This is a genomic window from Pseudomonas sp. (assembly GCF_017744435.1).
Classification (GTDB): Bacteria; Pseudomonadota; Gammaproteobacteria; order Pseudomonadales; family Pseudomonadaceae; genus Aquipseudomonas.
Genome location: NZ_JAGIBG010000033.1, coordinates 1 through 24,886 on the forward strand (window position 1 = coordinate 1; position 24,886 = coordinate 24,886).

Below are 24,886 nucleotides of genomic sequence, written 5' to 3' on the forward strand. Positions count from 1 at the left end.
CCCTACCGTACAGTGGCTGCCTGGTACCTGTGGCGGGCCTGATTTTTTGTATGGGCTTTGCCGGCCCTTTCGCGGGTAAACCCGCTCCCACAGGCACTGCACTGGGCTCGGGCATGGTGCGGTCCCTGTGGGAGCGGGTTTACCCGCGAAAGGGCCGGCAAAGCCCATACAAAAAATCAGGCCCGCCACAGGTACCAGGCAGCCACTGTACGGTAGGGGCTCCAGCCACCACCCAGCGAGCGCATCTGTGCGGGTGTCGGCGCCTTGTCCAGCCCCTTGAGCCGGCGATAGCCTTCGCGCACGCCAAAATCGTCCACGGGCAGGATATCGGAGCGCTCCAGGCTGTAGATCAACAGCATCTCCACCGTCCAGCGCCCAACGCCACGCAGCGCGATCAGCCGTTGGATCAATGCATCGTCCGACAAGCCTAATGCCTCTTCACGACTGGGTACCACGCCCTCCAGGCTCGCCCGGGCGATGCCCTGAACAGTCGCCAGCTTGCTCGCCGAAAAGCCGCACCCGCGCATCACCTCGGGGCCGACCGCCAGCAGTTGCTCTGGCGCCGGAAACGCCTGCCCGGGGAACAGCGCCAGCAGCCGCCCCAGGATCGCCTCGGCCGCCCGTGCATGCAGCTGCTGATAGGCAATCGCCCGCACCAGCGCTTCATAGGGTTCACGCCCTGGTGTCGCCTGATGCAGGCAAGGCCCGGTCGCCTCGATATGCCGCGCCCAGTCCGGGTCCAGCGCAGCCAGGTATTCAGTGGCTTCGCGGTAAGCGCCAGGCGAGAGGTCGGCGAGGATCATCCCTAGCTCCTGTGGGTTCAAGGCAGATCCAGCTTAGCCCAGCCGCTGACCGGGCAAACGCCGGATCTTGCGCCGCCAATTCCTCAGTCGGCAACGGCTCGCAGCTTCCCCACCCGCCGGTACGATTGCCGGGCAAAGCACACGAACAGCCCTGCCATCAACGCCAGTGCCATCGGCAGGCCATGTGGCGCCACATCCATCGCCGCGCCGCTCACCAGCGGCCCGACCAGGCTGCCGACACCCCACAACAGGCCCACGCTGGCGTTTGCCGTGACCAGGTCCTGCCCCTTGAAGCGTTGCCCAATCAGCACCAGCGCCAGGGTATAGATACCCCCCGCCACCGCACCCAGCAGCACCAGCATCGGCCACAGCAGCCAGGTCACTTGCAGCAGCCACGGCAGGGCGATGCCGATGGCCATCGCCACCAACCCGCACACCAGGTGCAGCCCGGTGCGCTCGACGCGGTCGGCCAGCCAGCCCAGCGGCAGCTGGAACACCATGTCGCCGGCAAACACCACGGTCACCATCAGCGCCGCCACGGCCACGGCAAAACCATGGCTGCTGGCATACACCGGCAGCAGCGACAGGACCACGGCATCGAAGAACGAGAAGAACAGCACCGCCACGCACAGCGCCGGCGCCACGCGGAAGAAGCCTGCCAGGCCGAAGCTCTTCTCACCCTCATCGCCATGCTCGACATGGTCATTGGGCACGGTCAACAGGATGCACAACAGGGCCAGGCCATAACCGATGGTAACCACGCCGATGATCCACGGGCTGTCGGCGCCAATCAGCGCGATCAGTGCCGGGCCAAGCACCTGGAAGCCGGTGAAGCTGGTGGCGTACAGGGCCATGATCTTGCCGCGGTTGTGGTCCGGGCACAGCTCGTTGACCCAGGACTCGCCGAGGATGATCGCGATGCCCATGCCGATACCCAGGCCCAGGCGCAGCACGGCCAGCAGCCACAGCGTATCGAACGCCGAATCGAGCAGGGCGATGCTCACGGTGCACAGGCTGAAGCACAGCAGGTAGATGGTGCGCCGGGTCAGGTGCCGGCAGCAGGCGTCGACCATGAACGCCGAGAGCATCATGCCCGCGGCCGGGATCGCCGAGATGACACCGATTTCCAGGGTGCCGGCACCGGCCTCGTGCAAGCGCAACGACACCAGCGGCAGGCTGGCCCCCAGGCTGAAGCCCACCACCGACACGGCGAACAGAAGGCCCGCCAGCAAACGCATGTTCATGTACCACTCCAAGCAAAACTGAAAAGACGCGCAGATACAGGCGCCCACACGCACGCCGGGAAGGCGGACGACGCAAGGGCGCGGGGGATGTCAGTTCAGGGCTGGGTGTGGCGAGAAGGTGAAGGCGAACAGCACGCTGCGGCGGCGCTTGAGCACCGTATCGCTCGGCCACGCACGACGCATGGCCTGGAGGGCAGGCTGGCGGGTGTGTGGGAGGGATTGGGTACGGCGCATTACTGTGGCTACTACGCAGGTGTTGTAAAGAGAGGCGGCACTCTAGGCCAAGGTTGACCAAGTCGTCAATTGCCGCAGGGGCCTCTGCGAGGCCCTTTCGCGGGACAAGCCCGCTCCTGCAGAAGACCGCGCAACCCGACGATGTGCAATACCTGTAGGAGCGGGCTTGTCCCGCGAAAGGGCTGCAAAGCAGCCCCCAGCGGTATCAGCGCTTACCGGTATTTGGCAGAAACACCGCCAACAAGCCGAACAATGGCAAGAACGAGCACAACCCATACACGTACTCGATCCCGCGCAAATCAGCCAGGTACCCCAGCAGCGCCGCACCAATGCCGCCAAAGCCGAACATCAGCCCGAAGAACACCCCGGCAATCATGCCCACGCTGCCCGGCACCAACTCCTGGGCATACACCACGATCGCGGAAAACGCCGAGGCCAGGATGAAACCGATCACCACGCTGAGCACGGTGGTCCAGAACAGGTCGGCATACGGCAGCGCCAGGGTGAACGGCGCCACACCCAGGATCGAGAACCAGATCACCGCCTTGCGCCCGATGCGGTCACCGATCGGCCCGCCGAAGAAGGTACCCGCCGCCACCGCGCCGAGGAACAGGAACAGGTGCAGCTGCGAGCTGGCCACCGACAGGCTGAACTTCTCGATCAGGTAGAAGGTGAAGTAACTGGTGAAGCTGGCCATGTAAAAGTACTTGGAAAACACCAGCAGCCCGAGCACCACCAACGCCGCGATCACCCGCCCGCGCGAGATGCCGTGGGTGGCCTGCACCGCCTTGCGCGCCTTGGCCTGGTTCAGGTGCTCCTTGTACCAGCGGCGCAGCATCAGGGTTACGACAAAGAAGAACAGCGCCGCCACACCGAACCAGGCCACATGCGTCTGACCGAACGGAATCACGATGGCCGCCGCCAGCAACGGGCCGAAGGCGGAACCGGTGTTGCCGCCAACCTGGAAGGTCGACTGCGCCAGGCCGAAACGGCCGCCCGAGGCCAGCCGCGCAATCCTCGAGGTCTCAGGGTGGAAGGTCGACGACCCGATGCCGACCAGTGCCGAGGCCAGCAGAATCATCGGGAAGCTGCCGACGAAGGCCAGCATGACGATCCCCACCAAGGTGCACAGGGTGCCCAGCGGCAACAGGTTGGGCGTCGGCCTGCGGTCGGTGAAGAAGCCGACCCACGGTTGCAGCAGCGAAGCGGTGATCTGGAAGGTCAAGGTAATCATGCCGATCTGGGCGAAGCTCAGGTCGTAGTTGGCCTTGAGCATCGGGTAGATCGCCGGCAGCACCGACTGGATGAGGTCATTGATCAGGTGCGCCAGGGCGCAGAAGGCGATGATGCGCATCACCAGCGGATTGGCTTGGTTCGCCGAACCGGTGCTGGCGGTGGGGGTGCTGCTGATGGTCATGGGCTTGAATTCCGTCCGCAGGTTTGGGATCCGATTATCAGGAAACAAATAGATACATAGCTACCTTTTTATGTCCCAGACAACACGTGCTTGTAAATGGTTCTCAATATATTTAGCATCCTCAACCTACCTTCCCCCGTAATCGTTGGGCGAAACCGCCCTCACGCGAGCACACCGACCCATGAGCCCGATGCCCGCCACGCAGATTCAGGCCGATCCGCAGCAGGAAGCGCTGGAATGGTTTTCCCGCCTGCGCCAGCCCGGCTGCGATGAAGGCGAACGCCAGGCATTTGGCCGTTGGTGCCAGGAGCCGCGCAATGCGCACGCCTACGCTGAACTGGAAGCCTGCTGGCAGCAACTTCAAGTGCCCCCCACCCGGCCACGGCCGCGTTTGCTCAAGGTCCGCCGCAGCTACCAGGGCAGGGTTCTGGCCACGCTGTTCCTGCTGCTGCTCGGCGCTTTTGCCTATCTTTACTGGCCAATGATGCAACGCCTGGCCAGTGAACTGGCTACTGATGTGGGTGAGCGCCGCAGCGTGCGCCTGGCAGACGGCTCGACGTTACACCTGGACAGCGCCAGCGCGATGAACGTCGACCTGCGCGGACGCACGCGCCAATTGCACCTGGTGCAGGGCCAGGTGTACCTGGAGGTGGTGCTCGATGGCCGCGCCATGGAGGTTCAGGTCGACGATACCCGTATCCAGGTGTACGGCACCCGCCTGATGGTGGCGCGCCATGCCAATCAAGATGAACTGGTGGTGCTCAATGGCAAGGCCATGGTCATCCAGGGCGGCGACCAGCGCATGGTGTCAGCGGGTGAGCGAGTGACCTTCAGCGAGGCACGGATCAACCCGGTGCAGAACGTCGACGTGAAGACGGCGGATGCCTGGCGCACCGGCCGCCTCCTCGCCAGCGACCTGCCCCTGGGACAGGTCATCGAGCGCCTGGCCAGCTATCAGGGCCGCCGGGTCTGGCTGATGGATGAGCAGACCGCCTATCGACGCGTGAGTGGCGACTTCAACCTCGACCGCCCGGGCGAAACCCTGGCGGCACTGGCTGCCGAGCAGCATTTGCAGCTGTACGGCGTGCTCGGGCAGTGGCTGATCGTCCGCTGAAACTGGGGTCGGTCGCTAAGTTTTTGAAAGGCGTGCAATTTTTTTTGAAATGAGTGTTGACACAGGTCCATCACAAGGGAATAATGCGCCCCATCGGCTACATAGCTCAGTTGGTTAGAGCATAGCATTCATAATGCTGGGGTCCGGGGTTCAAGTCCCTGTGTAGCCACCAAACACTTGTTTACAGCCTTCTTCTGAAGATCGTAAACAATACAAGAAGCCCGCCTCGTGCGGGCTTTCTTGTGTCTGGGGTATTTGTTTTTTTCAGCCCCACTCCCCCAGCCCAGTAGCGGGGACTATTCCCCACCCGCCAAAGCACAAGCCGGTACTCATGCGGCTTGCAGCCCCAGACGAAATTCCTGTCACACATTTTGCAACACTTGTCGGTGTGGACCTGGCCAGGCTTTTGCCGAGGCCGTTTATCCACCGTGACAGTCCTCAACTACTGCGATGGGGGTGTTCGATGTCTGTGGCTAAATATTCTCCGGCGCAAATTGCGCTGCACTGGTTATCCGCTGCAATCATTTTATGGTCATTGTGCGCTGGCACTTACATGTCCCTGTTTGATGTCTCGCAACGCAACCGGCTGCTGTTCACAGCGCTGAACATCTCGTTGACGACGCTGTTCATTCCCTTTTTCGTCGTACGCGTCTGGCTACGGCTCGCGCACCTGCGCAAACACCCCGCAGTACCCGGTGAACGCCTGGCGAGGTTTGTCCATAACATCATCTACCTGGCGACCGGCATGGTCCTGGCAACAGGCGTGCTGATGATGGACCGGCCGATCGTGGTGTTCGAGGTTCTGACCTTGCCAGCCCCGCTGAGCGCCCCGGATGTGCTGGAGGTGTTCCACCGGCTGCATCGCTACAGTACCGAAGCGCTGGGTGGGCTGGTGGGGCTGCATCTGCTGGCGGTGATCAAGCATGAACTCAGTGGTCATCGAGTACTGCGCAATATGGGAGTGCAGCCATTGCCCTGGAAAGCCTCTGGGGGCCAGATAGAGGTTGCCCCTGCCCCGGGAGGTACTGGCAATCCTGCCGCCCCACTTTGAAATGCAGGGCGGGGCCTTGACCAGCAAAATCCCCCCCTCAACGCACCCCGGCGAGCGCCACAGCCAGGCCCAGGCCGATCAGCGCAACACCGATCACCCGGTCGACCAGCCGCTGCCTTGCGATCATCAGCGCACGCAACCCCGCACGGGAAAAGAACAACGCCACCAGGCTGAACCAGGCCCAGTGCGCGAACGACATGAATGCCCCGTAGGCGAAATCCAGGCCCAATGGGCTGCCCGGCCGCACCACCTGGGTGTAGGCACTGACGACGAAGAGCATGGTCTTGGGGTTGAGGGCATTGGTCATGAAGCCTGTGCGCAACGCAGCCAGCACGCCGGATTGCGCCACCTCCCCTTCCAGGCTGATACGACCTGTATTGGTCAATGACTGGTAGCCCAGGTAGATCAGATAGCCCGCACCGAGCACTTTCATGGCCAGAAACAGCGCCGGGCTCTGGCTGATGACCACGGCGATCCCCAGCACCGTGTACAGCACATGCACCTGCACGCCCAGGGCGATCCCCACCGCGGCGGCCAGCCCGGCCTTGCGGCCTTGGGCGTAACTGCTGCGAGTGACCAGGGCGAAGTCGGCGCCGGGGCTGATGACGGCTAGGAGAGTGAACAGGGCGACAGCAATGAGTTCGGTCAAGGGAAAGGCCTCGATAGACGATGAGAAAGCACAGATGCATCTATTATCGAGAGCTGCCTGGCGGGAAAAAAACGATTTATAGTGAAGCAGATCTGATAATTTTCCTGACAGATATCCAATGCCCGTTCCGGCCTCTTCGCGGGCATGCCCGCTCCCACAGGGACCTCAGCAAGCCTGAGGGTTGTGCAGTACATGTGGGAGCGGGCGTGCCCGCGAAGAGGCCGGCACAGGGATACAGGGACCCCATGAAACTGCCAGCCCTCAGTGCCTTCCGCTACTTCGACATCGCCGCCGAAACCGAAAGCTTTGTCCGTGCCGCCGAGCGCCTGCATGTCACCCACGGCGCCGTCAGCCGCCAGGTACGCCTGCTTGAGGAAAGCCTGGGCATCGAACTGTTCGAACGGCGCAACCGGGCGATCTTCCTCACCCCCGCTGGCCGGGCATTGCATGGCACCACCCAGGCAATCTTCGAACAGCTCGAAGGCGCCGTGCAGCGTTTGCAACAGCAGGAACGCGACAACGTGCTGGTGCTGTCCTGCGAGCCGACCATCGCCATGCGCTGGCTGATCCCGCGCCTGCCGCGCTTCCATGCCACGCACCCGGACCTGCAGCTGCATCTGGTGGCTGCCGGTGGGCCGGTGGACTTCGCCCGCAGCGGGGTCGACCTGGCACTACGCCGGGATGACTTCCATTGGCCACCGACGCTGCACGGCATGAAAATCTGCGATGAGTGGATTGGCCCGGTCAGCCGCACAAACAGCAATAACCTGGAGGGCCAACGCCTGCTTCACAGCAGCACCCGCCCCAACGCCTGGCCCACCTGGCTGCGCTTGAGTGAGCGGCAGGCAACCCACAGCGAACGTAGCGACTTCGAACACTTCTACCTGTCACTTCAGGCCGCCAGCGCCGGCCTGGGCCTGGCCATCGCCTCGGCATTGATGGTGCGTGACGAACTCGACAGCGGCCAGTTGCACGCCCCGTTCGGCTTCCTGCGCGATGGCTCTGGCTATTTCCTGCTCAGCCCGCAGCCACTGAGCGATGGCGGCAAGCGCCAGCGTTTCGCCGAATGGGTGATGGGTGAATGCCAGGCCTGCCTTACTCACCTGGGCTTGCTGCAGAACGACGAGCTTGAACCGCCATCACCACCCCAGGTGCGATAACCTGCGGTATCGATGTGGATGCGCCCGCTCGGGTAGCGCCCAAGGCCCATGTTCCAGGCCTGGCCATGCTGCTGCCAGAAGCGACACAGCGGATTGGGGTCGGCCCAGGCCGGCAACAGGATATCGAGCGCGAAGGCGCGGGTATGGGCGCTGCCCACGGCGCCGCCCGCGCAGCGATTGAGATCGGGGCTGCGATAGGCAGACACCACTTCAAACTGGTGCAAGATGCCTTGCCCGTCGAGGGTAGCGATCAACGACAAGGTGGAGCGCACTGCTGGCCAGTTGCTGACCGGCGGCACCGCAAACGGCGAGGCATGGCACAACTTCCAGTCCGACGCCGAACGCAACAGCTGATGGATAGGCACAACACCATACAGACGCGCATCCACCAGCATCTCGCGAAACGGCCGGGTCTGATGATCACCCGCCCACTGCGCGAACATCCACACGTCGCGCTCGTCAGCCAGCGCCATTGTGCTCGACAGCACACCTGCGGCCAGCAGCAGCCCGCTTGCTCTTCTCATCCCCACGCTCCCTGCCTCAGTATGAGCACGGCCGCCAACCCGGGAGGCCACTGACAAGGAGTTAAGCATGCACAAGACTGCCTTACCGAGCCTCGCCGCCCTCGCCTTCAGCGGCCTGGCCCTGGCGGATGCACGCATCGACCTGGGCGACGCCCAGCGCGTCACCCGCCTGTTTGCCTTCCCCAACAACTGCCACGTGATCTGCTACCGCGACTGGACGCTGGAGCAGACCGTCGAGCACTACCTGACCCAAAGCGTACGCCGCGACGGCCATGCCAACGCCCAGGTGCGCGTCAGCCGTGACCACGACCGGCTGCATGCCACCATCAGCGACGTGCCCGCCAACTATGCCGAGCCCCTGCGCAAGCTGCTCGACAGTGGCGAGCTGGCCTACAAGGGTGCCACCCAGCTGAACAAGGACGGCAAATGGTCCTACGACTGGTACCTGTTCCTGCCGCTGGGCATGGCCCTGCAGAACCGCCGCAGCATCGAGCTGCTGCACTTCCCGCCGGACTACTCGCTGACCCAGGCCCAGGACTACCTGCGCTCCAATACCACCGACCGCTGGGCCGAACTGCTGACCTTCAATGGCGTCGACGCCAGCCAGACCCCGGCCTACCAGACCATCATCGACATCGCCCCGATCGCCGCCCCGGCCAGCGCGGGCGATGCCCTGACCGGTACCTACGGCTACTTCAAGGACTACCAGCTGCGCATGGTCAACGAGATGACCCTGCAGAACACCGCCAAGCCACTGCCCATGGTCGCCTTCGGCGCACCGGTGCGCAGCTGGATCCAGCAACAGTACGGGCCGCAGGTGAATGTGCTGGGCCTGGTCAGCATCAGCCCGCAGGCGGGCGCTCAGGTGCCGGTGCTGGGCGCCAACCATCCGAGTGCGATCTGGTATGCGGCGAACAAGGACAGCCATGGCGGCGATCAGGATGCGGCCGATGCGGCGGGGCTGAAGATGATGGGGCAGGACTTGACCGCAGCCTGCTGGCAGGCCGGCATGGGGCGTAACCCGGGGGCCGAACCGAAGATGACCCTGGAGGCCTGCTCGACCAAGTGGCAGGTGACGCAGAAGAAGCAGACCTGTGAGCTGTTCTTCCGCACGGTGCGCAATTACATGCCAGAGCAGGCAGCGGCTAAGTGCAATACCGGGGAGATGACCAGGAGCCTGCGGGACCTGCGCAAGCCGGTCGATCTTGAGTGATGTGTTACCGATAATGTCTCCAGCAATGCTGAGACATACTCTTTATGAGCACCTTTACGATGCCCTGGGTCCATTTTGAGCGATCATCTTCTCGCTACAACAACCCGGACCGAAGATGCCCATTGACCCCCTCGGTCACAGTGGCATAATCACTTCACTACTCAACCCCGTACGCGACGATTCAATTCGCCGGCAGTTGGGGTGAAAAAACCGGCCTAGTGCCGGTTTTTTCGTTTTCAGGGATAGGTAAGCCTTGCGCACCGCTTGCTTCATCGATGGATACAACGTCTTCTACGGCCTGGTCGCCGGCACACGTTTCAAATGGCTGAACTTGCCCGCTCTCGTCCAGCAGATCATTCGCGTAGAAACGCCAGAGAGCGAGCTGACTTCCGTCGATTTTTTCACTTCAGGCGTGAAGCCCTCGTTGGCGAGCCGCGGAAACCTATCCAAAGAAGCTCAAGACACGTATCTGCGCGCCCTGATAGCGAAAGGCGTAGTCGTTCACTACGGCCGCCATCAACTGGAAGCCCGTAATGCACCTCGCTTCATCGACAAGGCAACGCCTCCTTCGAGACTCGACCAGGTGGCTATCTGGAAGCTGGAAGAAAAAGAGACAGATGTTCACATCGCCATCAGCATGTACCGGCTCGCGTCCAGACAAGCCAGCCTCCCGGCAGAGGAACGAGTCAAACAGCTTGTACTGGTTTCTGCCGATACGGACATGACACCTGCCCTGAAGGCAATCAAGGAGGACTTTCCCGACTTGCGCCTGGGGGTAATCCTGCCGCACCGGGAAGGTATGAAGCGAACAACACCAGGCTCACTCAAAAACCATTCACACTGGATGCGACACTTGGTAACGACAGAAGAACTTGCCGCTCATCAGTTCCCGGAGCGTGTACCTACCAAGAAAAGGCCAGCCATCAAGCCTGAGTACTGGTAGGCGGGCGGCTCATATCTCAGTAGGGATCTCAGTCCTCAAGCAGGGTGCAGGCCATTACCAACGCATCTTCACGCCCACCGGCAACCGGGTAGTAATCGCGGCGACGGCCGATTTCATTGAAACCGTAACGCTCGTACAAGCGATAGGCCGACTGGTTGCTGGCCCGCACTTCGAGGAAGCACTCACGGCCATTGAGCTGATAGGCCCGCGCCATCAGGTGCTCAAGCAGCTTCAGCCCTAGCCCACAACCCTGGTTCTCGGGTTTGACGGTGATGTTGAGCAGGTGCGCCTCGTCGATGATCACATTGATCACGCCATGACCGACTTGCTGTTGGCCATCGAACATCAGCCACACTTCGTAGGATTTGAGCGCATCCTGAAAGATCCCGCGGGTCCAGGGATGACTGAACGCGGCATATTCGATCTTAAGCACGGCATCCAGATCCGCCTCGGTCATCGGGCGGAAACTGATCGAGTCACTCATTCAACGCTCTTCCAGCGCGCCATCAGCTGGCGCATCGCTTGCCAGACGTCCGCCTTGCGCTGCGGCTCGTCCATCAACAGTTCAAGGCCCGGCAAGGCCCAGGCATCGCCCAGGCCGTCGACCTTCAGTACTTGGTAATAGGCTGCAGCGTCGGCACTGGCCGCGAAACGCATGGCCGGCAGGCCGATCAGCCACAGCACGCTGCAGGGGGTTTCTTCCAGGCGTGCCTGGATGAAGCCTTGGACGAAATCACGTGCGGCATCCGGGCCCTGGTCCATGTTGCCGCGCACCAGCAACGGCCAGCGCACGGGCTCGCCGATAATCTGCGGCGCATCGGGCAGGCCGGCGGCACGCAGCATGTCCTTGAGCAGCAGATAGGATGGGTCGCGACTCTGGAAAGGCTGACCGGTAGCCAGCTCGACCAGCAACAGGCAGCTGCCGGCACGCAGCAACTGCAATGCGAAACGTGGTGGCGGCACCGGGGCCGGGCGCGGTGCGGGGGCCTCTTCCTCGGCTTCGACTGGCTTGGCAGCGACCTTGGGCGTGCTGCCCGGGCGCGGAATTTCGATTTTCGGGCGCTCGCCGGAACGGGCCTGGGGCGTGACCGGCGCCTCGCTGGCCGCCGGGGCGGATGGCCGAACCTCGAAATCGACTGGCGCTACCGGCGCTTGCGGCAACAGCAACTCGGGGCGCGACGGTGCGGCGAACGGCAGTTCGGCGCGCGGCAGCCAATGCACCACTTGCATGGCGGAAAGGTAGGCGCGGCGGCGGGGTTCGGTCAGCAAGGCTCGGGGGTCCGGGGTTCGAAACGTTGCACATTCTAACGTTGTTGGCCGGGCTGTGCTGCAACTGGTCGGCGGAAATTTGTTGCCTGAACCCTGCGAGCAAGCCAGTGAATCCCCTACAAGTGCCAAGGTTATCTCTCATTACAGACCAAGGGGTGAAATCCTCCCCCCCGGATGAAGTACAATCGCCCCCTTTTTACTTGGCAACGAGTAGACGCCAATGATCGAACCCAAGCGCGTCCTGCGCGCCCTAGCCGAACACTGGGCCCTGATCGAGCCGCTGTGCGAGCGTTTCGACCAGGGCACCCTGAGCCTGGTGGAGCTGCGCCAGCAACTGGGCCGCCAGCAGGTGGAAAGCACGCCGCAGGACATCACCCAGCTGCTCGACGTGTGGATCCGCCTGGATATCCTGGTGCCGGTGGCCAAGAGCCCGAACCGCTTCGAGCTCAACGCCCAGATCCACGACTTCCTCGCCTACCTGCGCCGCGAGCACCGGCTGGGCCTGTGCCTGGAGATCGAGGCCTACCTGCGCCACCTGGAGCGCCTGGCCGGGCACATCCAGGATGCCTTCGACAACCGCGACAGCGACGACCTGGCGCGCCAGCTGCGCCTGCTCGACATGCGCGTGCGCGACGTACTGAAGAAGCTCGACAACGACGAGCAGGCGCTGGTGGCCGTGGCCGAGCGGGCCAAGACCAGCAACCGCCAGATCCCGCTGCGCCAGCGTTACGCCGAAGTACTGGCGACCTGGGACGAATACGTCGAGCCGATGATCCAGCTGGTCAACGCCGACGGCGCCTTCGAGCAAGGCGTGCGCAAGGTCGAGACCGTGCTGCTGAAGCTGCTCGGCGAGCAGGCGCGCCTCGGCCACCTGGTCGATGACGACATGCTGCTGCGCACCCACGCGCGCATCCTGGAAATGCAGACCAGCGCCCAGCTGACCCTGCGCCACGCCCGCGAACTACTGCTGCCGCTGCGTGAAGAAGCGCGCCGGCACAACGCCGTGACCCGCGGCGCCGCGCTGGCGCTGTCGGTGATCCGGCGCAAGGGCATCGACGCCGTGCCGCAAGCGGCCATGCCGCTGTTCACCCGCCCGCAGAGCACCTTCCTTGGCAGTGCCAGCCAGGTCGAGGCCTACGTCTATGCCCTGGCCCGCTTCGAGCCGAAGCCGGCCAAGTTCCCCAAGGCGCACAAGACCCAGAAAGGCCCGCTGCCGCGAGCACCACGCACGGTCAAAGAGATGCTCGAGCGCTGCGAAGACGCCCTGCCGCTGCCAGACCTCATGGTCTGGCTGCTGGACCAGGAGCCCGAAGGCGCCACCGACGAACTGCTGTACTGGTTCTCGCGCCTGTCGCGGGAGAAGCGCTTCAAGCGCGAACGCCTGGAACGGCGCGAGTACACCACCCACGAACACCTGGTCAGCCTGCGCTCGTTCGCCCTGACGTCCAGCCGCGAAGCGCAAACTGAAACCAACGCGAGCCCAGCCAATGCATCTTGATCTTTCCGAACTGTCCCAGCTCGCGCCGATCTTCCGCGAGCTGTTCAAGGGCTTCCACGTCAGCCGCCGCGACCCTGAAATGTACGCCCAGCTGTCGAACTTCCAGGACCAGTACCGCACCCTGTTCAAGGCCCTGGGCTTCGAGCTGGTGTGCGACACCCGCGGCTTCTACTACTTCGTCCCCGAACAGGCTGCCGCGCAGGTCAACAAGACCGCCCAGCGCCTGTCGCTGTTCACCTTCATCATCGTCGAGCACCTGGCCGACCAGGGCCGCGACCCGATGGCCGTGCTCGACGGCGGCAGCATCGGCCGCGACGAGCTGCCCTCGCTGCTGGACAAGTACCGCGACCTGTTCCTGCAGGCCGAAGTGCAGACCGTCGACGAGCTGGAAGAAAAGATCATGCGCCGCATGACCCAGCTCGGCTTCGCCCATGAAGAAGGCGGCATCTACCGCTTCCTGCCGCCGATGCACCGCTTCCTCGACGTATGCCTGTCGGTGCAGCAGGACCGCGACCTGGCCGCCAGCCTGCACAGCGACCTGCCACTGCCGACCCCGGTACTGGTGGAAGAAGAAAGCCCGGAACAACTCAACCGCACCGACGACCCGCTCGACCTCACCCCGTTCGACGGCGAGGAAAGCGAAGAGGATGCCCTGGCCCGGGCCATCCGCGAAGAGCAACAGGAGATTGACGCATGAGCCAGGAACGCTACGGCATCCGCCGCTTCGCACTGCTCAACACCGCCGGCTACAGCCTCGGCCTGTTCCCGCTGGAGCACCCGCTGTCGGTGTACGGTGCCAACAACCTGGGTAAATCGGCGTCGATCAACGCCCTGCAGTTCCCGATCCTGGCGCGCATGTCGGACATGAGCTTCGGCAAGTACAGCCTTGAGCAGTCGCGCCGCTTCTACTTCGCCAGCGACACCTCGTACATCCTCTGCGAACTGAACCTGCCCCACGGCCCGCACGTGATCGGTGTGGTCGGCCGCGGCCCGGGCGGCGGTTTCGGCCACCAGTTCTTCGCCTACAAGGGCGAGCTGGACCTGGCCCACTACCAGAAGAACGACACCTGCCTGCGCCAGAAAGAGCTGTTCACCAACCTCGAGCGCCTGGGCCTGAAGGCCTATGAACTCAAGCCCGATGAACTGCGCCGGCTGCTGGTCGGCGGCCACACCTCGTGCCCGCTGGACCTGACCCTGATCCCGCTGCGCTCGACCAGCGAACAGAGCCTGAAGACCTTCCGCGCACTGTTCATCAACCTGCTGCACATGCGCGAAATCACCGCCGCCAAACTCAAGCAGCTATTCCTCGACGCCTTCGAGCACAGCCTGCGTTCGGGCAGCGTCGACTACATCGCCGCCTGCGAAGAAGCCTTCCGTGACGTACGCCGCATGGAGCAGGACTACAACGCCCTGGTCGCCGCCGGCCCGCTGGTCGAGGCCCTGGCCGGTGGCGTGGCCCAGCGCGACATCCTGCGCGGCAAGCTGCACCGCCTTTCGCCGCTGCTCGACAACCTGCTGGGCACCTGGCAGGAATACGCCATGGCGCGCAAGGAAGAGCTGGTGATCCAGGCCGAGCACTTCCGTGGCGAGCAGGACCGCCTGCAGAACGACCAGCGCGGCGGCACCCAGGAGCTGATGCGCCTGGAACGTGAAATCACCGGCATCCAGCGCTGGCTCGGCGAACTGTCGGTGCTCAAGCACCGCTTTGCCCTGGTCGATGACGTCAAGGTGCTGGAACAGGGCCTGCTGGCCGCCAAGGACGCCCACGACGAACTGGCCGGTGCCCTGGCACAGTCGCGCCAGTTCAGCGCCGAAGACCTCGACGAGCGCGTGCGCGACCTGGAAAAGCGCCTGAAGCAGGTCAAGCAGCAGCTCGACCACGCCGACAACAACAGCTACGCCCGCCTGCGCGAAGAGTTCTCGCAGCAGGACGTCGACCGCCTGATGCGCCTGTTCAATGGCGCGCTGTTCAGCCTGCCGCTGGGCGACCGTGGCATCGAGCTGGACGACAGCGACTTGTGGGTGAAATCCCTGGAAGCGGTGCTCGACGGCTTCAAGGGCGAGCGCTTCGAGGCCCCTGGCCTGTCCATTGACATCTCCAACATCGACCCGCCGGCCCTGCAGGCCCTGGCCGACCGCGCGGCCCTGCGCGACCAGAAGGAGCGGCTGGAAAAGGAGCTCAAGCAGCTCAAGACCCAGCAGCAGGTCGCCGCCGACCGCACCGCCTCCAAGGCGCAGACAGAGGCCCTGTACCAGGAAGTGCTGGACGCCCAGAAGGCTCTGGAAGACTTCCGCCGCAGCGAAACCCTGAGCGCCGAAGAGCCCGAGAAGATGGAGCAACTGGCGCAGCTGGAAGCCGCCCAGGATGAGCTCAAGCGCTCCAGCGATGCCTTCACCGAGCGCGTCCAGCAGCTGTCGGCCAAGCTGCAGCTGGTCGGCCGCCAGATCGGCGACCTCGAAGCCAAGCAGCGCACCCTGGAAGACGCCCTGCGCCGCCGCCAGCTGCTGCCGGCCGACCTGCCCTACGGCACGCCGTTCATGGAAGCGGTCGACGACTCCATGGACAACCTGCTGCCGATGCTCAACGACTACCAGGACAGCTGGCAGGCCCTGCAACGGGTCGACAACCAGATCGAGGCGCTGTACGCCCAGGTGCGCCTGAAGGGCGTGGCCAAGTTCGACAGCGAAGACGACATGGAGCGCCGCCTGCAGCTGCTGGTAAACGCCTACGCGCACCGCACCGACGAGGCCCTGACCCTGGCCAAGGCGCGCCGCGCCGCGGTCACCGACATCGCCCGGACCCTGCGCAACATCCGCAGCGACTACGACAGCCTCGAGCACCAGCTGGCCCTGTTCAACCGCGAGATCAACAAGCGCCAGGTGTCCAACCTGGAGAGCTTCCGCGTGGTGCTGGCGCCGAACAAGGAAGCGCTCAAGCACATCGACCAGATCATCCACAGCGCCGGCCAGTACGAGGAAGGCGAGACCCTGTCGGTGTTCGACCTGACCCAGAGCGCCGAGCAGGACAACAAGAACGAAGAGGCCAAGGAGTACCTGGCGCGGCTGGTGGCTGCAAACCACAACCAGCTGGGCCTGAAGGACCTGTTCGAGCTGGCGTTCGAGATCACCAAGGTCAACGGCCAGCCGATCATCCACGCCGACATCGACGGCGCGGCGTCCAACGGCACCACCATGACCATCAAGGCGCTGACCAACATGTACTTGTTGCTGCACCTGATGGACCGTGACCTGGCCGGGCGCATTCGCCTGCCGTACTACCTCGATGAAGCGGCGGACATCGACGAACGCAACCAGGCGGCACTGCTGGAGACCAGCCTGCAGCTGGGCTTCGTGCCGATTCTGGCAAGCGTGAAGCCGCAGGTGTCGGCGCGCGTGGCGATCGACCTGGAAGGTGGCAGCGGGCCGAATGGCATCTACATCGACGAGGCGGACTGGAAGTACATCAGCCGGCTGGATGAGGTGAAGGCGATTGTGCGTGAGGATCAGGCCGAAGAGCTGGCCTGAGGAATCTGGGGCCGCTTTGCGGCCCATCGCCGGCAAGCGCGGCTCCCACAGGTACCGCGCAGACCTCAAAGCTTGCACAGTACCTGTGGGAGCCGCGCTTGCCGGCGAAAGGAGGCCAAAGGCCTCCCGGCGATCTAGCAGACTATCAGTGAGCCCAAGGCAGAATCGGGATTGCGGTCACCGCATTCTGCGGGCTGCCTTCGATCATGCGGTCGCTGTACACCAGATACACCAGCGTATTGCGCTTCTTGTCGAGGAAGCGCACCACCTGCATGGTCTTGAACACCAGCGAGGTGCGTTCCTTGAACACTTCCTCACCGTCCTTCAACTCACCTTTGAAGTTGATCGGCCCGACCTGACGGCAGGCAATCGAAGCCTCCGCCCGATCTTCCGCCAACCCCAAACCACCCTTCACGCCGCCAGTCTTGGCCCGCGACAGGTAGCAAGTCACGCCCTCGACCTTGGGGTCATCGAACGCTTCTACCACGATGCGATCATTCGGCCCGAGGAACTTGAACACGGTGGACACCTGGCCGATCTCTTCGGCCCCGGCCAGCATCGGCAGGGCAAAGACGGCCAGGGCAAGCGCCTGCTTGAGCAGCTTCATACCAGCACCAGGTTGTCGCGGTGTACCAGCTCTGGCTCGGCGATATAGCCCAGCACGGCCTCGATCTGGTCGGACGGCTGGCCGATGATCTTCTGCGCTTCCAGCGCGCTGTAGTTGGCCAGGCCACGGGCAACCTCGACGCCATCCGGGCCGACGCAGACCACCATCTCGCCACGGCGGAAGCTGCCCTGCACGGTCTTCACGCCGACCGGCAGCAGACTCTTGTTCGCCCCACGCAGCGCCTGCACGGCGCCCGCGTCGAGCACCAGGGTACCGCGGGTCTGCAGGTGGCCAGCCAGCCACTGCTTGCGCGCCGCCAGCATCCCGCGCTCGGGCGACAGCAGCGTGCCCAGGCGCTCACCGGCCTTCAGACGGTCCAGCACGCGTTCGATACGGCCACCGATGATGATCGTGTGGGCGCCGGAACGGGCGGCCAGGCGCGCGGCGCGCAGCTTGGTCTGCATGCCGCCACGGCCCAGGGCACCGCCGGTACCACCGGCCACGGCGTCCAGCGACGGGTCGTCGGCGCGGGCTTCGTAGATCAGCTGGGCTTCGGGGTTGTTGCGCGGGTCGGCATCGAACATGCCGTCGCGGTCGGTGAGGATCACCAGCAGGTCGGCTTCCACCAGGTTGGCCACCAGCGCGGCCAGGGTGTCGTTGTCGCCGAAGCGGATCTCGTCGGTGACCACGGTGTCGTTCTCGTTGATCACCGGCACCACGCCCAGGTCAACCAGGGTACGCAGGGTGCTGCGGGCATTCAGGTAACGCTTGCGGTCGGACAGGTCGTCGTGGGTCAGGAGGATCTGCGCGGTGTGCTTGCCGTGCTCGCCGAAGCTCGTTTCCCAGGCCTGCACCAGGCGCATCTGGCCGATCGAGGCCGCCGCCTGCAACTCGTTCATCGCACTCGGTCGGGAAGTCCAGCCCAGCTGGCTCATGCCGGCAGCCACGGCCCCGGAGGAGACCAGTACCAACTCCACGCCTGCTTCACGCAGCGCGACCATCTGCTCGACCCATACGGCCATGGCGCCGCGGTCGAGGCCCTTGCCATCGGCGGTCAGCAGGGCACTGCCAATCTTCACGACCCAGCGCTTGGCGCCCGTCACCTTGCTTCGCATCTTCTTCCAACCTATGTCGAATCTGTAGATACCGTGGATACAAAAACGCCGCTCCTGAGAGCGGCGTTTAGTGTACTGCAACCGATCAGTCGCGCACGTAAATGATTTCCGGACCGTCTTCGTCGTCCTCGAAATCATCATCCCAGCCATCGTCGTCGTCGCCGATGTCGTGCACGCTCTTGACGCCGGTGCGACGCAGGGTACGGGCGTCGTCCAGGGCCTGCAGCTGGGCGCGGGCTTCGTCTTCGATGCGCTGGTCGAGATCGGCCAGCTCTTCGGCGTAGGCCGGGTCGTTGGCCAGGCGGTCGGCGCGGTCTTCGAGGTAGCGCATCAGGTCGTGGCTGAGCTTGTCGGTGCCCTGCTTGGAGATGGCCGAGATCACGTAGACCGGGCCTTCCCACTCCAGGCGATCGATCACTTCCTGCACGCGCTCATCGCGCTCGTCGTCCATGACCATGTCCGACTTGTTCAGCACCAGCCAGCGCTCGCGCTCGGCCAGCGACGGGCTGAAGCGGGTCAGCTCGTTGACGATCACTTCCGCGGCATCGGCCGGGCTGCTTTCGTCCAGCGGCGCGATGTCGACCAGGTGCAGCAGCACGCGGGTACGCGCCAGGTGCTTGAGGAAGCGGATGCCCAGGCCGGCACCGTCGGAGGCGCCTTCGATCAGGCCGGGGATGTCGGCGATGACGAAGCTCTTCCAGCGGTCGACGCTGACCACGCCCAGGTTGGGTACCAGGGTGGTGAACGGGTAGTCGGCGACTTTCGGCTTGGCGGCCGAGACCGAACGGATGAAGGTGCTCTTGCCCGCGTTCGGCAGGCCCAGCAGGCCAACATCGGCCAATACCTTCATTTCCATCTTCAGGTCGCGCTGGTCACCCGGCTTGCCTGGGGTGGTCTGGCGCGGCGCACGGTTGGTGCTGGACTTGAAGCGGGTGTTACCCAGGCCGTGCCAGCCGCCCTGGGCGACCATCAGCTTCTGGCCTGGGGTGATCAGGTCACCGATCACTTCCTGGGTCGAGGCGTCGATCACGGTGGTGCCGACCGGCACGCGCAGGAACAGGTCATCGCCCTTCTTGCCGGTGCAGTCGGTGCTGCCACCGTTGGAGCCGCGCTGGGCTTCGTGGTGACGGGTGTAGCGGTAGTCGACCAGGGTGTTGAGGTTTTCGTCGGCAACCATGTACACCGAACCACCATCACCACCGTCACCGCCGTTTGGGCCGCCGTTCTCGATGAACTTTTCGCGGCGGAAGCTCATGCAACCGTTACCGCCGTCACCGGCTTTGACCCGAATGGATACTTCGTCAACAAACTTCATTGAAAACCGCCTCTCGCCCGTCGGCGAGTTGAATACTGAAAAACCTGAGGCTCTTGCAAAAATGAGCGCGGCGGCCCCGTACGACCGTAGAAACCCACGCCGGCAGCCCATACAAACAGCTTTGCAAGAGGCTCACCACAAACGAAAAAGCCCCGTCGCATGACGGGGCTTCTGGAGCGACGTCGCGATTAAGCGGCGACGATGCTCACGTAACGGCGCATGAACTCGCCTTTCTTCTCGAACTTGATCACGCCTTCGATCTTGGCGAACAAGGTGTGATCCTTGCCCATGCCAACGCCGTAGCCAGCGTGGAATTCGGTGCCGCGCTGACGGACGATGATGTTGCCTGGCTTGATAACCTGGCCGCCATACATCTTCACGCCAAGGCGTTTAGATTCTGAGTCGCGACCGTTACGAGTACTACCACCAGCCTTCTTGTGAGCCATGGTTCAATTCTCCAAATAAATTCAGGGGACCGAGGCGATTAAGCCTGGATACCGGTGATTTTGATCTCGGTGAACCACTGGCGGTGGCCCATACGCTTCATGTGGTGCTTACGACGACGGAACTTGATGATGCGAACCTTGTCGTGACGGCCTTGCGAAACGACTTCGGCAACCACTTTAGCGCCGGCGACGACTGGTGCGCCGATGGTGACTTCTTCACCGTTGGCAACCAGCAGGACGCGATCGAAGGTCACGGATTCGCCAGTGGCGACTTCCAGTTTTTCGATCTTGAGGAATTCACCTTCAGCGACTTTGTACTGCTTGCCGCCGGTAACGATTACTGCGTAAGACATGGTATTTCTCCGATAATCCTGCTCACCCAGCGCTTTATATGATGAGTATTGGCTGGCATGGCTGCATGGGGCTGGAACGGCCCTGTGCAATTGCGTAAGGCAGGTGCTGCCCAGGAAGTTAGGGTGCGCGATTGTACGCAACCCCGGTTTTGCTTGCAAGTCCCGCCCCCGGCCAGCGGGCACCGCGCCTTGACACACCGGGACCCGCGACCTAGCATGCCGCGCAACCTCACTGGAGCAGCCGATGCAACCCCAAACCTTCTACCGCGCGGTAGCTGAAGATTTCAGCGCCGTCGACGAGATCATCAAGAAGCAGCTGACCTCGCGCGTGCCGCTGGTATCGAAGATCGGCGACTATATCACGTCCGCCGGTGGCAAGCGCCTGCGTCCGCTGCTGGTCCTGCTGTGTGGCAAGGCCCTGGGCCGTGAAGGCGACGACCTGCGCCTGCTGGCCGCGACCATCGAGTTCCTGCACACCGCCACCCTGCTGCACGACGACGTGGTCGACATGTCCGGCATGCGCCGTGGCCGTTCCACCGCCAATGCCCTGTGGGGCAACGCACCGAGCGTGCTGGTGGGCGACTTCCTCTATTCGCGCTCGTTCGAGATGATGGTCGAGCTGGGCTCGATGCCGGTCATGCAGATCCTCTCCAAGGCCACCCGGGTGATCGCCGAAGGCGAAGTGCTGCAACTGTCGCGAGTACGCGACGCCAGCACCACCGAAGAAGTCTACATGGACGTCATCCGCGGCAAGACCGCCATGCTATTCGAAGCCTCGACCCACAGCGCCGCGGCACTGGCCCAAGCCAGCGAAGCACAGCGCGAAGCCCTGCGCACCTTCGGTGACCACCTGGGCGTGGCCTTCCAGCTGGTCGACGACCTGCTTGACTACGAAGGCGATGCCGAAGCCCTGGGCAAGAACGTCGGCGACGACCTGGCCGAAGGCAAGCCGACCCTGCCGCTGATCTACACCATGCGTGAAGGTACGCCGGAGCAGGCGGCACTGGTGCGCAAGGCGATCCAGAAGGGTGGCCTGGAAGACCTGGAGCAGATTCGCGAGGCCGTCGAGGCTTCGGGTGCCCTGAAGTACACCGCCGAGCTGGCGCGTGACTACGTCAAGCGTGCCATCGAGTGCCTGGAAGTGCTGCCAGCCAGCGAATACCGGGATGCGCTGGTCGAGCTGAGCGAGTTTGCGGTCGCGCGTACCCACTGACAGACCGAGTCGCCTTCTTCGCGGGCAAGCCCGCTCCTACAGGTAGACACCTCACCCTGTAGGAGCGGGCTTGCCCGCGAAGCTTTTGTGCTGACGGAACACTTCCCCCGCAAAACCTTATATAATATGGGCCTTTAACCGTCCGTCTGTTTAAGGAACCGAAGTGAGCACGCTGCCACCCTGCCCCAAATGCAACTCCGAATACACCTACGAGGATGGCACTCAGCTGATCTGCCCCGAGTGCGCCCACGAGTGGTCGGCCAGCGGCGAAGCCGAAGCGGCCAGCGATGACGTGGTGAAGAAGGATTCGGTCGGCAACGTCCTGCAGGACGGCGACACCGTTACCGTGATCAAGGACCTCAAGGTCAAGGGCTCGTCCCTGGTGGTCAAGGTCGGCACCAAGGTCAAGAACATCCGCCTGTGCGACGGCGACCACGACATCGACTGCAAGATCGACGGCATCGGCGCCATGAAGCTGAAGTCGGAATTCGTGCGCAAGGTCTGATTACAAATTCTGCCAATTGGCGCTTGCTATTCTGATAATAAGAATTATTCTCATTGGAACCGCTTTCCAAGGAGAATAGCCATGACTTATCTGATCGACGCCTGGCTGGACCGCCCCCACCCCTATCTGCGCATCCTCCACCGGGAAACCGGTGAGGTGTGCGCAGTGCTCGAAGAAGAAGCACTGGACGAGCTGCGCGACCAGGGTGACCTGGACCTGTACGGGCTGAATTCGAGTGAGCCGGTGGTGCTCAAGGAGCTGGTGCGGAACCTGTTTCTGTTCTGCTATGCACGGGCCTTGCGCCCAGGGGGAACAGACTGGAATTGAGGCCGGCATCGCCGGCCTCTTCGCGGGACAAGCCCGCTCCCACAGGGATATCACAATGCCCAAGGCAGCGCGGTTCCTTGTGGGAGCGGGCTTGTCCCGCGAATGGGCCGCAAAGCGGCCCCAAAGGCATTACAGAACGTCGAGCAGCTCGACGTCGAACACCAGGGTGCTGTGCGGCGGGATGCTGCCAACGCCTTGGGCGCCGTAGGCCAGCTCGCTCGGCACGTACAGGCGCCATTTGCTGCCGGCGTTCATCAGCTGCAGGGCTTCGGTCCAGCCAGCGATCACGCCGCCAACCGGGAATTCAGCCGGCTGGCCACGATCGTAGGAGCTGTCGAACACGGTGCCGTCGATCAGGGTGCCGTGGTAGTGGGTGCGCACGTTGCTTTCGCGGGTCGGCTTGGCGCCTTCACCTGCGGTCAGCACTTCGAACTGCAGGCCCGAAGCCAGGGTGGTGATGCCGTCACGCTTGGCGTTTTCGACCAGGAATTCCTTGCCAGCGGCAGCGGCGGCTTCAGCCTTGGCTGCAGCTTCGGCTTGCATCAGGTCACGGATGACCTTGAAGCTGGCCGACAGGTCGGCTTCGCTGACACGGCTCTCGGCGCCGCTGAAAGCGTCGGTCAGGCCGGCCAGGATGGCTTCCAGGCTCACGCCTGGTGGCGGGTTGTCGCGCAGCTGGCCGCCCAGTTGACGGCCGATGCCGTAGCTGACGCGCGTTTCGTCGGTGGACAGGTTGAGTTCGGACATTGTCGTGCTCCACTGCAGGGCGCAGTGCGGCCGCGCCCTTGATGAAAAGGGCGAGCAGCCTAGCACACTGGGGCGGCGCGAGCAGCTACCAGGCCGAACGCTGGGAAATCGGCACCTTCAGGTCTTCTTCCGGGTGCGTGCCCATGCCGCACATTTCGTCCTGCACCGACCAGTGCACGAGGTTCATCGACACCATCGGAATGGTCTGCAGCAACTTGCGCGCATCCTCCACCGAGTGCACGCGCAAGCGCTCACCGCGGGTATCGGACAGGGGATGGGGATGGCCTTTGACCCGGGCCTCGATCAGGTAGTCGCCGCCTTCGATGGCAATCAGGTTCAGTTCGTCGACATGGCCGGCCCTGGCCTCGGAGTTGAGCTGATGCAGGTTCATGAGAGCACCTCGCTTTGGGAACCACGCATGAGTGCTCATTTTTTGTACGGAACGGGGGATTGCACAAGGCATTACTGACGCCGCTCGTCAGTTGGACCTTCATCTCTGTGGGAGCGGGCATGCCCGCTCCCACAGGGGCCTGACCGGACTTAGTGCTTGGTCAGCTTGTCCAGGTAGCCCATGCAGAAGGCCGAGACCACGAAGGTCATGTGGATGATCACGTACCACATCAGGTAGTCGGTGGAGATGTTCTGCGCATCCATGAACACCCGCAGCAGGTGGATGGAAGAAATCGCCACGATCGAAGCGGCTACCTTCATCTTCAGCGACGAAGAGTCCATCTTGCCCAGCCAGTTGAGTTTTTCCTTGCTCTCGTCGATGTCCAGTTGCGACACGAAGTTCTCGTAGCCGGAAATCATCACCATCACCAGCAGGCCGCCCACCAGCGACATGTCGATCAGCGACAGGATGACCAGGATCAGGTCGGCTTCGCTGAGGGCGAAGACGTTGGGCAGGACGTGGACAACTTCCTGGAAGAACTTCAGCGCCAGGGCCAGCAGGCCGAGGGACAGGCCGAAGTAGATGGGTGCGAGCAGCCAGCGCGAGGCATACATCGCGTTTTCGAGAATACGTTCCATGGAGGGTTTGGGACTCGTCAGGTGACTGGAAAATCGGCCGCGAGTATAGCCAGCCACCTGTGACAGCAAAAGCCTGCGGCCGGATGCCGCACTGCTGGGTATGTATGCTCAGGTTTCAGGGTGGAACTGGTAATCCCCCAGGTTCCGGCAGCGTTCGCCGTTGATTCGCCGCAACTGAGCCTGCAGGTGCAGGCACCAGATCTGTGGATCATCGGCTACCTGGTACCCGTGCAGGGTCAGGCTGTCGACGATGGCATTGAGCACGGATTCGGCCACCATCGGCCCATGGAACGGCCCCTGGGCCTTGATCGCCGAGGGTTGTTCACCGGACATGCCGGCGGCGAACAGCAAGGTCCACATGCCGTTGTCGCCGGCCAGTGGGCGGATGCTGCATTCGATGCGGGTCACCAGGCCCAGGCACTGGCGAGTAAGGCTGAGGTTGCGCATGGCCGCGTCCCCTCCAATGAGCCCCGTTCAGCCTGAAAACCCAGGCTGTTTCCATCCTGAACCCTGATACCGTCCTTAAGTTCCAGCATAGAAGAACAGTACAGAAAGATGGAAAACCGGCGCTGAACGGTAGCACAT

Annotated in this window: 28 protein-coding genes and 1 tRNA gene; 12 read left to right on the forward strand and 17 right to left on the reverse strand. The window is 63.3% G+C overall.

Features of this window, described 5'->3' with window-relative positions; translation table 11 throughout:
* Positions 1-176 precede the first annotated feature (176 nt).
* The 4 genes from J7573_RS19785 to J7573_RS19800 all read right to left on the reverse strand — a co-directional run bounded on the left by J7573_RS19785 (position 177) and on the right by J7573_RS19800 (position 3,698).
* Complete coding sequence (locus J7573_RS19785; protein ID WP_294339239.1) at positions 177-803, reverse strand: DNA-3-methyladenine glycosylase; 627 nt, start codon at positions 801-803, stop codon at positions 177-179.
* 83 nt (positions 804-886) lie between these two features.
* Positions 887-2,047 carry an MFS transporter gene (locus J7573_RS19790; RefSeq protein ID WP_294339241.1) on the reverse strand — a complete coding sequence of 387 codons (1,161 nt, stop codon included), beginning with the start codon at positions 2,045-2,047 and terminating at the stop codon, positions 887-889.
* A 90-nt stretch (positions 2,048-2,137) separates the two neighbouring features.
* On the reverse strand, positions 2,138-2,281 hold the full coding sequence (locus J7573_RS19795) for a hypothetical protein (RefSeq protein WP_294339244.1): 144 nt from the start codon (positions 2,279-2,281) through the stop codon (positions 2,138-2,140).
* A gap of 205 nt (positions 2,282-2,486) precedes the next feature.
* Positions 2,487-3,698: an MFS transporter gene (locus J7573_RS19800; protein WP_294339245.1), complete on the reverse strand. Its 1,212-nt coding sequence runs from the start codon at positions 3,696-3,698 to the stop codon at positions 2,487-2,489.
* Positions 3,699-3,879: 181 nt separating this feature from the next.
* On the opposite strand from J7573_RS19800, the gene J7573_RS19805 reads away from it, so the two are divergent.
* From J7573_RS19805 to J7573_RS19815, 3 genes are all read left to right on the forward strand, one after another.
* Complete coding sequence (locus tag J7573_RS19805; protein WP_294339247.1) at positions 3,880-4,812, forward strand: FecR domain-containing protein; 933 nt, start codon at positions 3,880-3,882, stop codon at positions 4,810-4,812.
* A 95-nt stretch (positions 4,813-4,907) separates the two neighbouring features.
* A tRNA-Met gene (locus J7573_RS19810) sits at positions 4,908-4,984 on the forward strand.
* A gap of 291 nt (positions 4,985-5,275) precedes the next feature.
* Complete coding sequence (locus J7573_RS19815; protein ID WP_294339249.1) at positions 5,276-5,863, forward strand: cytochrome b/b6 domain-containing protein; 588 nt, start codon at positions 5,276-5,278, stop codon at positions 5,861-5,863.
* Positions 5,864-5,900: 37 nt separating this feature from the next.
* Here J7573_RS19815 and J7573_RS19820 read toward each other — a convergent pair whose 3' ends face one another.
* A complete protein-coding gene (locus J7573_RS19820) occupies positions 5,901-6,512 on the reverse strand; it encodes a LysE family transporter (RefSeq protein WP_294339251.1) in 612 nt (203 codons plus the stop codon).
* 245 nt (positions 6,513-6,757) lie between these two features.
* Between J7573_RS19820 and J7573_RS19825 the strand changes: the two genes are divergently transcribed.
* Positions 6,758-7,672, forward strand: a complete 915-nt coding sequence (locus J7573_RS19825) for a LysR substrate-binding domain-containing protein (RefSeq protein ID WP_294339254.1) — start codon at positions 6,758-6,760, stop codon at positions 7,670-7,672.
* Here the strand turns inward: J7573_RS19825 and J7573_RS19830 are convergent.
* Complete coding sequence (locus tag J7573_RS19830) at positions 7,612-8,196, reverse strand: D-Ala-D-Ala carboxypeptidase family metallohydrolase (protein ID WP_294339256.1); 585 nt, start codon at positions 8,194-8,196, stop codon at positions 7,612-7,614. The two genes, J7573_RS19825 and J7573_RS19830, sit on opposite strands and share 61 nt — an antisense overlap.
* A gap of 67 nt (positions 8,197-8,263) precedes the next feature.
* Here J7573_RS19830 and J7573_RS19835 point away from each other — a divergent pair, with 67 nt between their 5' ends.
* Both J7573_RS19835 and J7573_RS19840 read left to right on the forward strand, forming a co-directional pair.
* Positions 8,264-9,409 carry a hypothetical protein gene (locus J7573_RS19835; RefSeq protein WP_294339258.1) on the forward strand — a complete coding sequence of 382 codons (1,146 nt, stop codon included), beginning with the start codon at positions 8,264-8,266 and terminating at the stop codon, positions 9,407-9,409.
* Positions 9,410-9,662: 253 nt separating this feature from the next.
* Positions 9,663-10,352: an NYN domain-containing protein gene (locus tag J7573_RS19840; RefSeq protein ID WP_294339261.1), complete on the forward strand. Its 690-nt coding sequence runs from the start codon at positions 9,663-9,665 to the stop codon at positions 10,350-10,352.
* Between the two features lie 28 nt (positions 10,353-10,380).
* Here J7573_RS19840 and rimI read toward each other — a convergent pair whose 3' ends face one another.
* Positions 10,381-10,836: a ribosomal protein S18-alanine N-acetyltransferase gene (gene rimI, locus J7573_RS19845; protein WP_060512520.1), complete on the reverse strand. Its 456-nt coding sequence runs from the start codon at positions 10,834-10,836 to the stop codon at positions 10,381-10,383.
* Positions 10,833-11,621 carry an energy transducer TonB gene (locus J7573_RS19850; RefSeq protein WP_294339265.1) on the reverse strand — a complete coding sequence of 263 codons (789 nt, stop codon included), beginning with the start codon at positions 11,619-11,621 and terminating at the stop codon, positions 10,833-10,835. The genes rimI and J7573_RS19850 overlap by 4 nt, the downstream gene beginning before the upstream one ends.
* 220 nt (positions 11,622-11,841) lie before the next feature.
* On the opposite strand from J7573_RS19850, the gene mksB reads away from it, so the two are divergent.
* From mksB to mksF, 3 genes are read left to right on the forward strand one after another with little or no spacing between them, the layout of a single operon-like run.
* Complete coding sequence (gene mksB / locus J7573_RS19855) at positions 11,842-13,119, forward strand: Mks condensin complex protein MksB (protein WP_294339267.1); 1,278 nt, start codon at positions 11,842-11,844, stop codon at positions 13,117-13,119.
* Positions 13,109-13,816 carry an Mks condensin complex protein MksE gene (gene mksE, locus J7573_RS19860; protein ID WP_027918273.1) on the forward strand — a complete coding sequence of 236 codons (708 nt, stop codon included), beginning with the start codon at positions 13,109-13,111 and terminating at the stop codon, positions 13,814-13,816. The genes mksB and mksE overlap by 11 nt, the downstream gene beginning before the upstream one ends.
* On the forward strand, positions 13,813-16,644 hold the full coding sequence (gene mksF, locus J7573_RS19865) for an Mks condensin complex protein MksF (protein WP_294339274.1): 2,832 nt from the start codon (positions 13,813-13,815) through the stop codon (positions 16,642-16,644). Before mksE ends, mksF begins: the two co-directional genes overlap by 4 nt.
* A gap of 145 nt (positions 16,645-16,789) precedes the next feature.
* Here the strand turns inward: mksF and J7573_RS19870 are convergent, their stop codons facing one another.
* From J7573_RS19870 to rplU, 5 genes are all read right to left on the reverse strand, one after another.
* Positions 16,790-17,251 carry a CreA family protein gene (locus J7573_RS19870; RefSeq protein WP_294339276.1) on the reverse strand — a complete coding sequence of 154 codons (462 nt, stop codon included), beginning with the start codon at positions 17,249-17,251 and terminating at the stop codon, positions 16,790-16,792.
* Positions 17,248-18,366 carry a glutamate 5-kinase gene (gene proB / locus J7573_RS19875; protein ID WP_159412162.1) on the reverse strand — a complete coding sequence of 373 codons (1,119 nt, stop codon included), beginning with the start codon at positions 18,364-18,366 and terminating at the stop codon, positions 17,248-17,250. The genes J7573_RS19870 and proB overlap by 4 nt, the downstream gene beginning before the upstream one ends.
* Before the next feature lie 85 nt (positions 18,367-18,451).
* Positions 18,452-19,681 carry an Obg family GTPase CgtA gene (gene cgtA / locus J7573_RS19880; RefSeq protein WP_294339283.1) on the reverse strand — a complete coding sequence of 410 codons (1,230 nt, stop codon included), beginning with the start codon at positions 19,679-19,681 and terminating at the stop codon, positions 18,452-18,454.
* A gap of 188 nt (positions 19,682-19,869) precedes the next feature.
* Positions 19,870-20,127: a 50S ribosomal protein L27 gene (gene rpmA, locus J7573_RS19885; protein ID WP_003247464.1), complete on the reverse strand. Its 258-nt coding sequence runs from the start codon at positions 20,125-20,127 to the stop codon at positions 19,870-19,872.
* A gap of 38 nt (positions 20,128-20,165) precedes the next feature.
* The gene (rplU, locus tag J7573_RS19890) at positions 20,166-20,480 is read right to left on the reverse strand and encodes a 50S ribosomal protein L21 (protein ID WP_003247466.1); all 315 of its coding nucleotides are present in this window, start codon (positions 20,478-20,480) and stop codon (positions 20,166-20,168) included.
* 244 nt (positions 20,481-20,724) lie between these two features.
* Here rplU and J7573_RS19895 point away from each other — a divergent pair, with 244 nt between their 5' ends.
* The 3 genes from J7573_RS19895 (at position 20,725) to J7573_RS19905 (ending at position 22,525) form a co-directional block, all read left to right on the forward strand.
* On the forward strand, positions 20,725-21,693 hold the full coding sequence (locus J7573_RS19895) for a polyprenyl synthetase family protein (protein ID WP_294339343.1): 969 nt from the start codon (positions 20,725-20,727) through the stop codon (positions 21,691-21,693).
* Between the two features lie 163 nt (positions 21,694-21,856).
* A complete protein-coding gene (locus J7573_RS19900) occupies positions 21,857-22,198 on the forward strand; it encodes a zinc ribbon domain-containing protein YjdM (protein WP_023382397.1) in 342 nt (113 codons plus the stop codon).
* Positions 22,199-22,279: 81 nt separating this feature from the next.
* Positions 22,280-22,525, forward strand: a complete 246-nt coding sequence (locus J7573_RS19905; RefSeq protein ID WP_060512530.1) for a hypothetical protein — start codon at positions 22,280-22,282, stop codon at positions 22,523-22,525.
* A 129-nt stretch (positions 22,526-22,654) separates the two neighbouring features.
* Here the strand turns inward: J7573_RS19905 and J7573_RS19910 are convergent, their stop codons facing one another.
* The 4 genes from J7573_RS19910 to J7573_RS19925 form a co-directional block, all read right to left on the reverse strand.
* Positions 22,655-23,272 (reverse strand): FKBP-type peptidyl-prolyl cis-trans isomerase, encoded by a 618-nt coding sequence (locus tag J7573_RS19910; RefSeq protein ID WP_294339349.1) that lies wholly within the window; start codon positions 23,270-23,272, stop codon positions 22,655-22,657.
* A gap of 85 nt (positions 23,273-23,357) precedes the next feature.
* Positions 23,358-23,663 (reverse strand): DUF6482 family protein, encoded by a 306-nt coding sequence (locus J7573_RS19915; RefSeq protein WP_103445750.1) that lies wholly within the window; start codon positions 23,661-23,663, stop codon positions 23,358-23,360.
* A gap of 149 nt (positions 23,664-23,812) precedes the next feature.
* On the reverse strand, positions 23,813-24,301 hold the full coding sequence (locus J7573_RS19920; protein ID WP_003247486.1) for a TIGR00645 family protein: 489 nt from the start codon (positions 24,299-24,301) through the stop codon (positions 23,813-23,815).
* 108 nt (positions 24,302-24,409) lie between these two features.
* The gene (locus J7573_RS19925; protein WP_294339371.1) at positions 24,410-24,748 is read right to left on the reverse strand and encodes a hypothetical protein; all 339 of its coding nucleotides are present in this window, start codon (positions 24,746-24,748) and stop codon (positions 24,410-24,412) included.
* Positions 24,749-24,886: the final 138 nt, after the last annotated feature.

Bases quoted from the DNA above. Each gene is read 5' to 3' on its own strand.
- cgtA (WP_294339283.1), bottom strand. From the start codon at position 19,681: ATGAAGTTTGTTGACGAAGTATCCATTCGGGTCAAAGCCGGTGACGGC.
- J7573_RS19825 (WP_294339254.1), top strand. From the start codon at position 6,758: ATGAAACTGCCAGCCCTCAGTGCCTTCCGCTACTTCGACATCGCCGCC.
- J7573_RS19830 (WP_294339256.1), bottom strand. From the start codon at position 8,196: ATGAGAAGAGCAAGCGGGCTGCTGCTGGCCGCAGGTGTGCTGTCGAGC.
- J7573_RS19915 (WP_103445750.1), bottom strand. From the start codon at position 23,663: ATGAACCTGCATCAGCTCAACTCCGAGGCCAGGGCCGGCCATGTCGAC.
- J7573_RS19920 (WP_003247486.1), bottom strand. From the start codon at position 24,301: ATGGAACGTATTCTCGAAAACGCGATGTATGCCTCGCGCTGGCTGCTC.
- mksE (WP_027918273.1), top strand. From the start codon at position 13,109: ATGCATCTTGATCTTTCCGAACTGTCCCAGCTCGCGCCGATCTTCCGC.
- rimI (WP_060512520.1), bottom strand. From the start codon at position 10,836: ATGAGTGACTCGATCAGTTTCCGCCCGATGACCGAGGCGGATCTGGAT.
- J7573_RS19790 (WP_294339241.1), bottom strand. From the start codon at position 2,047: ATGAACATGCGTTTGCTGGCGGGCCTTCTGTTCGCCGTGTCGGTGGTG.
- J7573_RS19795 (WP_294339244.1), bottom strand. From the start codon at position 2,281: ATGCGCCGTACCCAATCCCTCCCACACACCCGCCAGCCTGCCCTCCAG.
- proB (WP_159412162.1), bottom strand. From the start codon at position 18,366: ATGCGAAGCAAGGTGACGGGCGCCAAGCGCTGGGTCGTGAAGATTGGC.
- J7573_RS19835 (WP_294339258.1), top strand. From the start codon at position 8,264: ATGCACAAGACTGCCTTACCGAGCCTCGCCGCCCTCGCCTTCAGCGGC.
- J7573_RS19870 (WP_294339276.1), bottom strand. From the start codon at position 17,251: ATGAAGCTGCTCAAGCAGGCGCTTGCCCTGGCCGTCTTTGCCCTGCCG.
- J7573_RS19805 (WP_294339247.1), top strand. From the start codon at position 3,880: ATGAGCCCGATGCCCGCCACGCAGATTCAGGCCGATCCGCAGCAGGAA.
- mksB (WP_294339267.1), top strand. From the start codon at position 11,842: ATGATCGAACCCAAGCGCGTCCTGCGCGCCCTAGCCGAACACTGGGCC.
- rplU (WP_003247466.1), bottom strand. From the start codon at position 20,480: ATGTCTTACGCAGTAATCGTTACCGGCGGCAAGCAGTACAAAGTCGCT.
- J7573_RS19910 (WP_294339349.1), bottom strand. From the start codon at position 23,272: ATGTCCGAACTCAACCTGTCCACCGACGAAACGCGCGTCAGCTACGGC.
- J7573_RS19785 (WP_294339239.1), bottom strand. From the start codon at position 803: ATGATCCTCGCCGACCTCTCGCCTGGCGCTTACCGCGAAGCCACTGAA.
- rpmA (WP_003247464.1), bottom strand. From the start codon at position 20,127: ATGGCTCACAAGAAGGCTGGTGGTAGTACTCGTAACGGTCGCGACTCA.
- J7573_RS19905 (WP_060512530.1), top strand. From the start codon at position 22,280: ATGACTTATCTGATCGACGCCTGGCTGGACCGCCCCCACCCCTATCTG.
- J7573_RS19800 (WP_294339245.1), bottom strand. From the start codon at position 3,698: ATGACCATCAGCAGCACCCCCACCGCCAGCACCGGTTCGGCGAACCAA.
- mksF (WP_294339274.1), top strand. From the start codon at position 13,813: ATGAGCCAGGAACGCTACGGCATCCGCCGCTTCGCACTGCTCAACACC.
- J7573_RS19925 (WP_294339371.1), bottom strand. From the start codon at position 24,748: ATGCGCAACCTCAGCCTTACTCGCCAGTGCCTGGGCCTGGTGACCCGC.
- J7573_RS19815 (WP_294339249.1), top strand. From the start codon at position 5,276: ATGTCTGTGGCTAAATATTCTCCGGCGCAAATTGCGCTGCACTGGTTA.
- J7573_RS19895 (WP_294339343.1), top strand. From the start codon at position 20,725: ATGCAACCCCAAACCTTCTACCGCGCGGTAGCTGAAGATTTCAGCGCC.